Source organism: Sphingobacterium sp. DR205, from assembly GCF_011064245.1.
In the GTDB taxonomy this organism is placed as follows: domain Bacteria; phylum Bacteroidota; class Bacteroidia; order Sphingobacteriales; family Sphingobacteriaceae; genus Sphingobacterium; species Sphingobacterium athyrii.
In genome coordinates this window covers 330,681-344,788 of sequence record NZ_CP049333.1, presented here as the reverse complement: position 1 = coordinate 344,788, position 14,108 = coordinate 330,681, and the positions used below count along the sequence as shown (strand labels likewise).

Here is a 14,108-nt window from a genome sequence, read left to right as displayed (position 1 = left end):
TTACACTGGAATCGGTTCTCAAAATATGCACAGCATTATCAATCGATTTCCATGACTTCTGTGATTTTAACAAAAGGTTAAGTCAAAAGAAATTTATGGTTACAATTGGCTCGGCAATAGTATCATCGTATAGGAAGGAGGAGAAATAATTTGAAACAAACACAGGAAGATATTATTGCCCATGCATTTTCTAAAGTGCGTGAATTTCACGCCAAACATGGCCGAACTCCGGTCCGGCGGGAGATGGAAGACATCAATACGATCGCACGCCGATATTTTGGCGCCTGGAACAAATTTATTCTTGCGGCGGGATTAAAGCCTAATACCAGAACAAAAGAAGAGATAACAGCCAAACTATTGGCCCTGGTAAGCGATTTTTATGAAATGAACGGCCGGATTCCCATGCGCAGGGAATTTTCTGCACAATCATCTACTATAAATAACTATTTTGGATCCTGGAACAAGTTTATTTCAGCAGCCGGATTTGCGCCCAATGACCGTAGAATTCCTTCCATTGGAAAGCTAAAAAATTCACTGGTCAAATTTTACCTTAAACATGGGCGATCGCCGAATATATCAGATTGCACAAGGAAAAACGGACTCTACAATCCATTATCCTATTACCGGCATCTAAATGTCAACAGCTGGGCCGATGTACTGGAGTACGTCAAGTTAAAGTCTCACTTTCGGGTCACCACGATGACGGTAGATGAAGCCAAAGAGAAAGTGATCAAGCTGATCAAAAAGCACCGTATCAAATATTATAAAGACTACAAACGGCTAAAACCTGACAATTATCCCTCGGTTTGGTACCTGAAGGAAAAATTTGGCTGGAACAACTTATGTTATCTCGCCGGTACTAAAATACCCGTAACCAAGTTTAGCATCAAAGACTATTACCTCAGTCTCGCCAAAGAACTCGGCAGGGCACCGACGACAAAAGAACTGGAAGCCAAAATGGGTGTCACATCGGGTGCTATGGTCTGGAAAACCGGGCAACGCTTAAATCGTTTTATTGAATCTTTTGGTCAAAAGCCGGCTCATAGTACGCGTGAGCGCTGCAGGCTCAGCAAAAAGCAGCTTGCTGAACTCTATAAATCCAAAAGCATCGAGCATGGTTATCCTCAGGGAATGCCACGCAGCAAACTGATGGAGCTTACCGGTTACTCCAGGGATGTATATGAACTTCGTTTTTTTTCGATGAATGGACTGCGGCTTGTCTGTGGATTCAAATTGCTCCATAGTGGCGATAAGCGCTACACGGAGGAGGAGTTACGTAATATCTTGAAGATGCCGCGTTATAGGTAAGAACATACAAATATTCAGGTCAAGATCAAAAGAAAGAGCCATTTCCCAATGGAAATGTTTTTTTAATAAAGGTGAGCGGTCACAACTACAGCATGCTTTGTTTTATAATAAATCAGCCTGTTATTTGCCCTTTAGGCACAAAATTTGTCATTGCAAAAAAAGAAAAGAACAGATCATGAAAAGAACAGCACTATTATTTGCACTTGCAGCAGTTATGGTTTCCTGTAATCAAAAACCAAAAGAAACCGCAGCGCCACCCGTTCCGCAAGACACAACAGCGACGGAGGAGCCTGCTAAAATTGACACATCGGCAACGCTCGAGCTTGCGAGCATCCCCTATTCGGATGCAGATATCGGTGTATTCCCCTTTTTTACCCCACCAAAAGGCTATAAGGAGATGAACCAACCCATCAATAAGGACTTTGATGTTTGCTATTTCGCGATTAATGGCATCATGAAACCCTACGAGGGAAGGCTGTATAAAGCAAATATTACCAATGAGCAGGGTACGCAGTTTTCACAACGCTATTTTGAAAAGAGTATGGAAGATTACTTAGCATCAATAGGTGCTGTTAAAGTTTTCGATGGCACCATCACGCGCGAAGAATACGAACGGTACCATAAACAAGACCCCTATAAAGGTGACGAGGGTGATATTGGCTATGCGGATGAACAGATCCGTGTATACGTCATCCGTAGTAAAAATCAGGGCAATATCTTTATTCAATATACAGCAAATAATGCTGGTGCCAAGCTGAATATACTGCAGGAAAACAACTTTAAACAAACCATCCAAAAAATCACGGCAGACGACATCAGCAAGGATCTATCGGAGACCGGAAAATCAATTGTTTACATCACGTTCGACACCGATAAGTCCAGCATAACCACAGCGGGCACTGATCTGGTTATTCAGATTGCCGAAGCGCTAAAAAATGACCCCTCCCTTAAAATCGCCATTGAAGGGCATACGGACAATACAGGTGATGCGGCACATAATAAAAAACTATCTGATGATAGAGCGCACGCGGTGATGACTGCTTTAGTAGGGCAAAAAATAGACAAGTCACGCCTATCAGCCAAAGGTTACGGCGCCGAGCGACCGCTTGTAGCCAACGACTCCGAAGAAAACAAAGCAAAAAATCGCCGTGTCGAGCTGGTTAAGATCAAATAAACCTTACTTTTTGTAGCCCTATGCCGCTTTCGATACGAGAAGGCGCCATAGGGGCAAATAAGTGTTAGATACCTTTGTTATAAGCAGCGGGAGCCGGGCAACCTTCTCGTCTCAGTGCTGCTATTGGTACAGCAATTTCCTGCTTCCCAACGACCTTCCGGGTCACCTGACTGACAACAGACAGTATAAATAGGCCTTAATACAGTTTTTGACACAATTAGATCGCATCATATTTTCATATATCTTATCAACAAGTTCGCATCTTATCAACAAGTTCGCAATAGAAAAAGTTTAATAACATATTTTAAAAAAGTAGCAATTAGAGGAATAAGAAAACAAGATTTAATCAAAAAACAGCAGTTACCCATACTAGAAACACTATTATTCATTAAAAACAAAAGAAATACAGAACAAAAGCAATAAAAACAAGAAAAAAAATTCAATTAAAACCTATTAGGCATCAATAAAATAGCAAAAAAATAATAAATGGTATTTTTTTAACAAAAAAATTGAAAAATAAAACAAAAATGACGATATTTACAGCACCTTATTAGGTTTATAATTGGTTATTGAAAGGTTTTCATTCTCCCAGCTTGAAAACCTTTTTTATTTTACCAAAAAATCAGCCATATTTTCTTCCGATCAACATCCAATAGCAAGAAATACAGATTATTTCTCTCCAATTAGAGACCTATCCCCTACCTCAGCCTTCGGCATTCCATTATCTTCTAAATAATTACTATACTTTTACTTGTCTTTTCACTATAGATCGCAAGATAATTCTGCTCGCTCTGTTTGGCATATCTTACCGCGTTGGAAAACAGATTAAAAAAATCTGAGACAAATCAACAAAAGAATGAATGAATTGATATTGTACATAACCCGAAATTAGCAGTATTAGATAAAACCAAGTTATAAACCCAAATTCACGATTACTTGTTATTCCGGCTTAATGGACACGCGAATTTCAAGAAAATCAAACCTATACTTCGCGTAGTTTGAAGATCGTCAGAATTTAACCGAATTAAATTATGAACATCATCGCTCAACTTTTCAGCTTCTTTTTACCAAAAGAAAGCAATTTTTCCCGCCTTACGAACATCCTCCTATATTGCCTGATCGTATGGACAAGTGTTCCGTCGGCTTATGCGCAAAAGCAATCTGATCAATTTAAATTCGAAGGAAACTATAGCCCTCATCTGATCGGTAAAAGAATCGCTGCCCGATTTGTCCATGCAAAGCATGCGCTCCATGCCGGAAAATGGATAAGTTACCCCGAAACATTTTATTGGGCTGGCGCCCTTAAGTTTGCCGCTATCAGCAAAGATGAACAGTTACTTGAGCAAGTGAAACAAAAATTTGAAAAGTTGCTTTCCACAGAGAAACAATTCCTTCCTCCGATGAATCACGTCGATTTAAACATGTTTGGAAGCTTGCCTCTTGCGTTTTACCAACATCATCCTAGATCCGATTACAAAGATCTGGGAATGCGCTATGCGGACAGCCAATGGCAAGTACCGGCAGATGCCACACAGCAGGAAAAAGATTGGGCCACGAAAGGATACTCTTGGCAAACAAGGTTATGGATCGACGACATGTACATGATTACGATCGTGCAGACCCAAGCCTACAAAGTGAGTCGAGATATCAAATATTTGGATCGCGCAGCCAAAGAAATGGTACGCTACCTGGATGAATTGCAACGCCCGAACGGCCTTTTCTATCATGCCCCGGATGTACCCTTCTACTGGAGCCGGGGCAATGGATGGATGGCCGCCGGAATGACCGAGCTGCTATTAAATCTCCCCAAATCCCATCAGGATTATCCACGGATCATGACCGGATACCTCAAGATGATGAAAAGCCTCAAGCAGTATCAACAGTCCAATGGATTGTGGAACCAGCTGATCGACGAAAAAGATTTTTGGGCCGAGACTTCCGGTTCAGCGATGTTTACCTACGCCTTCATCAACGGAGTAAAGCAAGGCTGGCTTGGAAAAGATTACAAAAAAGCCATAGAAAAGGCATGGCCTGCACTCGTTGACAAAGTAAGCGCCGAGGGAGCGGTATCCGATGTCTGTGTTGGTACCAATAAAAAGAATGACAAGCAATATTATTATGATCGTCCGCGCCATACCGGTGACTTTCATGGGCAGGCGCCCTACCTCTGGTGTGTCAACGTCCTCCTGGCAAGCGGCCGGGATAATTAGCCCTTGCCAGAAACCATACAACACAGATCTTATTTCACCTATTTAACCAAAATTTATAATGAAAAAGTGTAGAAAGAACTTCATACACCTCAGCATAGCTGTGATTTTCGGTATCCTTTTTTATTCTTGTAAGGAAAAAGACGGTGCCAGCGAAACCACGGCCGATGCCCCTGCCGGCCCGGTCCTTTTTAACGATTTTGCCCCAAAAAAAGGGGCGGTACGCACTAGGCTGTATATCGAAGGAAGTAATTTTGGCAACGATGTCAACAAAATTAAAGTCTTTATCGGCGAGCAGGAACTCAAAGTTGTCGGATCAAACGGCAAACAGATCTACTGCATGATCCCGCGGTACACCAGTTCGGGAAAAGTAAAAGTTGTGATCAGCCGCAGCTCCGGAGAATCGGTGGAACACATTTTCCCCGATGAATTCCAGTATGCCAAAAGTACCGCCGTAGGCACTCTCGCCGGGAATGTGGATGAAAACGGCAATTCATCCATTATAGATGGTAATTTTGATGAGGCAAGATTTGCCTATCCAGCCTATATCACCTACGAACCTGAAAGCAATGCGCTCTTCGTCACCGAATTGGACAGGGCGGTGCGCCGGGTAGACCTGGAAACGAAAACAGTCTCGACACTCATTACCAACGGACAGGCCGGATTTACAAAAATGCAGACCACGACATTAAGTGCAAATACAGATACCTTATTCCTCACTGACGACAACCAGAATCTGACTGCCAGAACCAAGGTCGCGATCGCCTACTCCCTTCGCTCCGAAAACTATCGCCGGGTACACCCTTATCTGTATGATCCTGCGGCCTACTCTTGCGCCCCACACCCCATTCACAACAATATGTTCTACAATGGCTATGCAGGTATCGCCATCAAAAAGGCTGTGTTTGATCCATTCCTTAATGAGCTCGGACCCAAGGAACTGTTTAAGATCGGCGGCAACACCAATAACAGTTCGCTGATCTTTTTTCATCCAACAGGCAATTACGCCTACATCGTTTCCTACGGATGTATTTACAAGAGCCTATATGACTGGACGACCCGGGAACTGCAACCTCCCATTATCTTTGCCGGCAGCCCGACGGCCAAAGGTGACGTCGATGCCATCGGGACCTCCGCCAGAATTGAGCGCGCTTATCAAGGTGTATTTGTCAAGAACCCCAACTATGCAGGCCAGGCCGACGAATATGATTTTTACTTTTGCGACCAGTACAACCAGAGTATCCGTACGTTAGCCCCCACAGGTGTGGTGAGCACGTTTGCAGGCAAGGGCAGCCCCACGCCCGATGGCAGTAAAAGCGGCTACATTGACGGCGACCCGCGCAAGGAAGCCCGGTTTGCTGATCCGACCGGAATTGCCTATGATGAACAACGCAAGATATTTTATATCGCCGAGCGCAACAATAAACGCATACGGACCATATCTATTGAATAAAGCAATTCAGAAGCATACATAAAGATCCCTTAAAACGCTGTGATCAAAAGATAGCGTCCGAAGGGCCATATTGACCAATAATAAACCGATGAAAAAAAGAATTCTAATTCTCCTACTGGCTTTGATGACCGTTACGCTCAACTATGCACAGAACGGTTCGCGTGTACCGGTAACCATTACAGGAAGTGTGATCAACAAGGCAAAGGAACCGCTGAGCGGGGTCACGGTAACCATAAAAGACCAACCGGGACTGGGAACAGCCTCTGACAACAAAGGAAACTATACGATTAAAGCATCAAAATACCAATGGCTGGTGTTTGCTATGCTCGGTTACGAAAAACAGGAAGTACTGATAAAAGACGATCTAAAAATAGACGTTATCCTAAAGGAGGCAGACCATAGAGCCATGGACGAGGTCATTATCACAGCGCTTGGACCACAAAAGAAAGCCACGGTAACGGGTGCTGTCACCACGGTTGATCTCTCCCAGCTAAAGACACCGACCTCAAGTATCACCAACGCCCTGGCGGGCAATGTTGCGGGTGTAATGGCTATGCAGTCCAGCGGTCAGCCCGGAAGCAACATGTCCGAATTTTGGATACGTGGTATTTCCACATTTGGTGCAGGCACTTCCGCACTCATCCTCGTCGACGGATTCGAACGTAGCCTGAATGAGATCAGTATTGAAGATATCGAATCATTTTCCATCCTTAAAGATGCCTCCACGACCGCTATCTATGGTTCACGGGGCGCCAACGGTGTTGTGTTGATCACGACAAAGAAAGGAAAAACAGATCGTGTGAGCATCAATGGCAAACATGAGACCTCCTACAATACACGAACATTTACGCCCCGGTATGTTGATGGACACACCTATGCAAGCCTCATGAACGAATCACGCATCACCCGCAACGAAGAACCCTTTTACACCCCCGAGGAGCTCTTTCTCATAAAAAACCGACTCGATCCCGATCTTTATCCCGACATCAACTGGATGGATATGTTTTTAAAGGACGGTGCCTTTACACAACGTAGCTCGCTCAACTTCGACGGCGGAGGCTCTCTGGCTCGCTACTTTGTATCCGGAAGTTACATCAATGAAGGCGGGATGTACGAAACCGACGAGAACCTCAAGAATTATAATACCAATGCCAATTATAAAAGATGGAATTACCGCGCCAATATTGATATGAACCTCACCAAATCCACATTGTTGAGAGTGGGTATCAGCGGGTCGCTGGGCAAGCAAAATCTCCCGGGCGGCACCTATGATGAAATCTGGGCTTCGCTTATGGGCCAGAATCCGATATCTATCCCCATTAAATATAGCGATGGCCGTGTCGCCTCCAGAGGAGGGGCCGAGAAGCAGAATCCATGGGTACTGATCACACAGCAGGGATATATCGAAAACTGGGAAAACAAACTGCAGACCAATGTCACATTGGAGCAAAACCTCGATGTGCTGACCAAAGGATTACGTTTTGTAGGACGTTTTGGATATGACATTAACAACAACAATAATATCCGCAGAATGAAATGGCCAGAAGGCTGGATGGCCGAACGGCTACGCAACTCAGATGGCGATCTTGTACTCAAGCGAACAATTACCGAGCAGCTGCTGACCCAGCGTTCCAATGCCACTGGTGACCGCTTTGAAACGATGCAAGGTGAACTGCATTACAACAAACGCATCAAAGACCATAGCCTAGGTGGAGTAATACAGTATACCCAGGAAAAGCGCGTCAATACCTCCAATTATGGTGAAGATATCATGCAAGGCATAGAACGCCGAAATCAGCGACTTGCAGGCCGGTTTACCTACGGTTATCAATCACGTTACTTCTTCGACTTCAATTTCGGATACAATGGGTCAGAGAATTTTGCCAAAGGCCATCAGTTTGATCTCTTTCCGGCAGTTTCCGCCGCGTGGAACATAGCGGAAGAAAAATTCATCAAAGAACAGCTTACCTGGATGAACATGTTCAAGATCAGATATTCCTTTGGTAAGGTAGGCAATGACGCCATGCCCGTACGCTTCCCGTATCTAGCTTCTTTCAGCACCGATGAAAATCTCGGCTACAATTGGGGCGATATCGAAAGCAAAAATCTCTACCCTGGACTCACTTATTCGCGTATAGCCTCCAACTCCATTACTTGGGAAATTGCCACCAAACACGACCTCGGGCTCGACTTTTCTTTTTTCAATGACAAATTTGGCGGACAGCTTGACTACTTTCATGAACAGCGCGACGGAATATACATGGAACGTAAATATATTCCTTTTGTGGTAGGCCTACAGGGGCAGGATCCCCGGGCCAACGTGGGATCTACCCTCTCCAAAGGCTTTGATGGACAGATGCGGTTTACCCAAAAAATCAATCAGCTCAGTTTAACTGCACGTGGCACAATGACGTACAGTAAAAACAAGATCCTGGAAGCCGATGATCAGTTTAGCAACTATCCCTACACCACCCTTTCGGGGTTTCGGGTTAATCAGAATAAAGGGCTTATTGCCTTGGGACTATTTAAAGACTATGAAGATATCCGTAGCAGCGCCACCCAAAGTTTTGGACGCACAGCACCCGGGGATATCAAATACAAGGATATTAATGGTGACGGTAAGATTGACGATACCGATATCGTACCGATCGGCGCTACACGTTACCCCAACCTGATCTATGGCTTTGGCATATCAGCAAATTACAAGTCTTTTGATGCGAGCGTGCATTTTCAAGGTGCCGGAAAATCTTCCTTCTTTATCAATGGTTACACGGTATACCCATTCAGTCAGGGGGACTGGGGAAATATTCTGACCGATGTGGTCGAATCCAACCGCTGGATACTCGGAGTCAACGAAGATGTAAATGCCCAATATCCAAGGCTCAGTTATGGGGGCAGCGCAAATAACTACCGCGCTTCAACCTATTGGCTTAGGGAGAGTTCGTACCTGCGGCTCAAAACCCTGGATATAGGCTATGCCATACCCAATGGATTCACAAAAAGAGTTGGCGTCAAATCGGCACGCCTATATGCCATGGGCACGAACTTGCTGACCTTCTCCAAATTTAAATTATGGGATCCCGAGATGAATAGCTCCAATGGCCAGGCCTACCCACTGGCCAAAACAATCACCCTCGGACTTACCATCAACCTCTAACGATAGCAATCATGAAGAAAATACACCTATTCACACCCTTACTGATCAGTGCCAGTGTATGCCTATCCATTAGCTCCTGCTCCAAATACCTGGATGTCGAACATTTTTTTGATGACCGACAAAGTGAAGAACGCATTTTTAAAAGCAAGGATTATACCGAGCAATGGCTAGGAAACTGTTACAACAAACTATTGGATTACAACCTCGAAATGGGCCACCGAAATTATACCATCTCCAATTACTCGGACGATATGTTCTATAATGAATCCGGAGGAGGCAACGGCGATGAGTACCGGCGATTTAAATTTGGGGAGTACGATTATACCTGGCAGCGCCAATCGTGGGCACAGTCCTATGGCGGAATCCGCCAGGCCTCAGTCATGATCCATAGCATGGCCGAAGGCGGAGCTTTCACACCCAAACAGGTAGCAGATTACAAGGCGCAGGCACGCTTTATCCGCGCCTACCTTTATTGGCTGCTCCTACGCAAATATGGTCCAGTACCGATTATGCCGGACAAAGGTGTAGACTACGACGAAAGCTACGACAAACTTGCCTACCCGCGCAACACCTACGATGAAGTAGCCAACTTTATTGCCGAAGAAATGGCCCTGGCAGCGCAAGATCTACCTTTGAAACGTGACAACCGCAATATCGCCCGTCCGACCCGTGGAGCGGCATTGGCCACACGCGCCAAAGCATTATTATATGCTGCAAGCCCCCTTGCCAACGGTAACGCCGAGATGAGCGACTTTACTGACGATAAAGGCCGAATGCTGATTTCGGCACAATACAACGAAGAAAAATGGGCACGTGCAGCTGCTGCGACCAAAGATGTGATCGATTTAAATACCTACAAGCTATACACCGCCGATTTTAAAGTCAAAGGCACAGCAGACTATCCCGCCACCATCGCCCCTCCTCATCATCCTGAATACTCCGAAAAGAACTTTCCGGAGGGATGGGCGAATATCGACCCTTTCGAATCCTATCGTGCCGTATTTAACGGTGATCTATATGCTGCCGAAAATCCAGAAATGATCTTTACCAGAGGAGAAAATCAAACCGATGAGAACCATGGCATTATCGCACTGACCAGACACCAGATGCCGCAGGTGGGCGGTGGATATAACTGCCATGGCATTACCTTAAAACAGTGTGATGCCTATGCCATGAATGACGGAACAGTATTTAACAGGCAAGAAATCCGTCAGAAATATGGGGCAAATATGTTTGTTCAAAAGGCCGAACTTGATCAGTTCAAACCACTCATGGAAAACGCCTGGAAGGATTTTGCCCATCGTGAACCGCGATTTTACGCCTCAGTGGCTTTTAGTGGTGCACTGTGGACTATGTCTAGCGCTACCTCCAACCTGTCCAATGTCACCAACAAACAGATCTTTTACTATCGGGGCGAAAATGAGGGCATGATCAATGGTGACCGCTGGCTACCCACTGGAATTGGTATGATGAAATTTGTCAACCCAAAAGATAATGCTACGGGCAATGGCGGCAAGATATACCCCAAGGTGGAGATTGCCATACGCTATGCCGATCTGCTGCTCATGTATGCTGAAGCACTCAATGAGATCAACGGTTCTTATATGATCGCAAGCTGGGACGGCAAGACCACCCACCAGATCAGTAGAAATATAGATCAGATGAAAAACAGTATCGGTATGGTCCGTATACGGGCGGGCGTCCCCAATTATGAAACAACCATATATACCGACCGGACAGCATTACGCCGTAAAATAAAAAGTGAACGACAAATCGAATTGCTGGGCGAAAATCAGCGGTACTACGATTTGCGCAGATGGAAAGATGCTCCTGTAGACGAGGCGGAGCAGATCTACGGCTACAACGTGTATATGACCAAAGACAATGCAGATCTATTTTATACACCTGTGCGCGTACCGCAACTCCAGACAATATTTTCTAAAAAAATGTATTTCTGGCCCGTAGACTGGGATGAGCTCCGCAAAAATAGACGCATGACACAAGCGCCGGGATGGCCTTCTTTCGATTGATGCTACAATTTTGAGAAAATTAACAGAAAACACCGCAATACGTATTGCATTATCTTTTAAGCATTAGAAATAAACAACAGATGAAAAAGCTTCATATCTATATTTTAACAATGGCGTTGGCCCTGTTTCAAACTGGATGTAATGATGAGTGGGAAGAAGAACTCTATACACAAATGGTATCTTTTAAAGCACCGATCGGAAGTGAGGGTGTGTCCGAGGTCTATCTGCGCTATAACAAGACCGGCGAAGTCACCTATAAATTGCCAATTATTCTCAGCGGCTCCAGGGAAAACGACAAAGACATCTACGTCAAGGTGGATGTGGATAGTGATACCCTGGCAACTTTTAATCAGGAAAAATATCAATACCGTAAAGATTTGTATTTTAAACAGCTTCCCAGGCAGTTTTTTGCGCTGCCCAATGAAAGCTGTCTGATTCCGAAAGGAGCACATACTGAAAATTATCCGATCAGATTTAAGTTTGACAACCTTGACCTGGTCGAGCGCTATGTGCTTCCGTTGTCGATTCAGGAAGACCCTACCTATGTGACCAATAATCGCAAAGGATGGCGCAAGGCCTTACTTTACGTCAAACCGTTTAATAATTATTCGGGCAATTATTCAGCCACATCGATGAATGTATATGCCGACGGGCAGACTAAAAACCCACTTGTATCCAGCGTGCGGACATCCTGGGTGGTAGACGAAAAAGCGGTGTTTTTTTATGCCGGCGTTTTGGAAGAGAAGTCAGAAGACCGGGGGCGTTACAAGATCATCATGGAATTTATGGAACCTTCGGAGGATGTTAACGGAATAAAATCAGGCACATTACATGTATACGCTGCTGACAAGTCCATCAACTTTGAGATGCTTGGGCAGCCGACCTATCAGCTACGGGAGATCGCAGACGCCACCAAAAAATATTTGGTCAAACAATATTGCACGGTCTATCTAAAATACAAATATGACGATATCACCACCATGCCCGGTGTACCCATGCGCTACCGTGCCGAAGGAAGCATGACCATGGAGCGCTCCCGCAATACCCTAATTCCCGATGAAGACCAGGCAATACAATGGTAACATGAGATTTGAGGCTCAGCAATAACAAAAAATTAATCAAACAACTACATCCATGAAAAGAATGACAGTGACCTTTTACTTTATGATGAGCAGCATGTTATGGGTATCTGCTTGTCAAAAGACCAAACACGTAAGCGATTTCGATCCCATCCCGCAAAGTAGTGAGGAGCCGATAGACCACTCTACGGACGATACCGTAGTTGTGGACAGCACCTTCTCCAATCCGCTGCTGTCTGGTGGTCCTGATCCCTGGGTAATACAAAAAGACGATACTTATTATTATACCTATACCCAGGGCAGCAAGCTTGTGATCCTCGAAACCAAGAGCATGTCCGAACTCGCTTCCGCTCGTAGATATGAAGTCTACATACCTCCGGCAGATCAGCCCTTTTCAAAGAATTTATGGGCGCCGGAACTGCATGAAATAAATGGCAAATGGTACTTCTATTTTGCTGCAGATAATGGCAGTAATGCTAACCACAGGATGTATGTACTTGAAAATTCTTCTGCTACCCCCGTAGAGGGCAACTGGGAGATGAAAGGCAAAATTTCTGACAGTACAAATGAATGGGCCATTGACGGTACCATTTTGCGGCACGGCGCAAAAATGTATATGATCTGGTCAGGAGGCGATGCCGGCGCTCCACCCCAAAATATCTATATTGCTCCCATGAGCAATCCATGGACCATCTCCGGACCAAAGGTCATGATTACCTCCCCGACCTATTCCTGGGAGAAAAACGGAAATCCGATCAACGAAGGCCCTCAGGTTTTGATCAATCCCCAGGGTAAAGTCTACATCGTTTATTCTGGCAGCGGCTACTGGTCTGACGGTTATTGCCTCGGCCTGCTCTCTTTAAAAGAAGGCGGAGATCCACTACAGGCAACAGATTGGACCAAACGCAACCATCCCGTATTTTCCATGAGACCCGAAAGTAGCATTTATGGTCCCGGTCACAACGGATTTTTTAAATCTCCTGACGGAAAGGAAGACTGGATGATTTATCACGCACGCAGTGTGGCCAACGATGGCAATGCCATACGTCGTCCCTATATTCAGCAATTTTCGTGGCATGTAGATGGATCACCCAATTTTGGACTACCATCCAATGCTGCACTCAAACAAAGGCGTCCATCGGGAGAAAAATGGCGAAAAATCTATAACAAGAGCGGTTGGACTGTCGCTGGTTTTAGTTCCGAGGAGCCGAATAATAACCGATTGGCTGCCGCAGTGATCGATGACAATGTCAATTCCATCTGGATAACACGCTATTCAGTCAATCCCACGCAGTATCCCGACCATTACATAACCATCGACATCGGATCCGTTCAATCGGTAGACGGTTTTGTGATCCATCAGAAAGACGGCGACAGAAAGATCAGGGAACTGGAGATCCATGTCGGCAACGACAATCAAAACTGGGAAAATCTGGGCACCTTTTCGTTGAGTGATGTCAATCTCCTAAGACAGTTTATCGACCTGAGGCAAACCAAGCAATTCCGGTATTTTAAACTCGTACCCAAATCAGGTTACGACAACCAACAACAGCCCGGGCTGGCTGAAGTGGGTATATTCCGCAATAGTGGCTAGCTTGCATGTAGCGATCACCATTTTAAAAATAGCCTGATCATATATATCGGTTAATTTCGTAAAGGCATAAGCAGGGTTGCCGGCTTATGCCTATTTTTTTACGCTC

The 14,108-nt window shown here is 45.0% G+C and carries 8 protein-coding genes; all 8 read left to right on the top strand.

Going from position 1 to position 14,108, the window contains the following annotated elements:
- Positions 1 to 150 precede the first annotated feature (150 nt).
- The 8 genes from G6053_RS01485 to G6053_RS01450 all read left to right on the top strand — a co-directional run bounded on the left by G6053_RS01485 (position 151) and on the right by G6053_RS01450 (position 14,002).
- The gene (locus G6053_RS01485; RefSeq protein WP_108635205.1) at positions 151 to 1,308 is read left to right on the top strand and encodes a hypothetical protein; all 1,158 of its coding nucleotides are present in this window, start codon (positions 151 to 153) and stop codon (positions 1,306 to 1,308) included.
- A 175-nt stretch (positions 1,309 to 1,483) separates the two neighbouring features.
- Positions 1,484 to 2,482: an OmpA family protein gene (locus G6053_RS01480; protein WP_108635206.1), complete on the top strand. Its 999-nt coding sequence runs from the start codon at positions 1,484 to 1,486 to the stop codon at positions 2,480 to 2,482.
- 1,031 nt (positions 2,483 to 3,513) lie between these two features.
- Positions 3,514 to 4,692: a glycoside hydrolase family 88 protein gene (locus G6053_RS01475; RefSeq protein WP_165305344.1), complete on the top strand. Its 1,179-nt coding sequence runs from the start codon at positions 3,514 to 3,516 to the stop codon at positions 4,690 to 4,692.
- A 58-nt stretch (positions 4,693 to 4,750) separates the two neighbouring features.
- Positions 4,751 to 6,142, top strand: a complete 1,392-nt coding sequence (locus tag G6053_RS01470; protein ID WP_108635208.1) for an IPT/TIG domain-containing protein — start codon at positions 4,751 to 4,753, stop codon at positions 6,140 to 6,142.
- Between the two features lie 88 nt (positions 6,143 to 6,230).
- Positions 6,231 to 9,299: a TonB-dependent receptor gene (locus G6053_RS01465; protein ID WP_108635209.1), complete on the top strand. Its 3,069-nt coding sequence runs from the start codon at positions 6,231 to 6,233 to the stop codon at positions 9,297 to 9,299.
- An 11-nt stretch (positions 9,300 to 9,310) separates the two neighbouring features.
- A complete protein-coding gene (locus G6053_RS01460; protein WP_165305343.1) occupies positions 9,311 to 11,329 on the top strand; it encodes a RagB/SusD family nutrient uptake outer membrane protein in 2,019 nt (672 codons plus the stop codon).
- 80 nt (positions 11,330 to 11,409) lie between these two features.
- On the top strand, positions 11,410 to 12,411 hold the full coding sequence (locus G6053_RS01455; RefSeq protein WP_165305342.1) for a DUF4973 domain-containing protein: 1,002 nt from the start codon (positions 11,410 to 11,412) through the stop codon (positions 12,409 to 12,411).
- 52 nt (positions 12,412 to 12,463) lie between these two features.
- Positions 12,464 to 14,002 (top strand): family 43 glycosylhydrolase, encoded by a 1,539-nt coding sequence (locus G6053_RS01450; RefSeq protein WP_206531852.1) that lies wholly within the window; start codon positions 12,464 to 12,466, stop codon positions 14,000 to 14,002.
- Positions 14,003 to 14,108 lie beyond the last annotated feature (106 nt).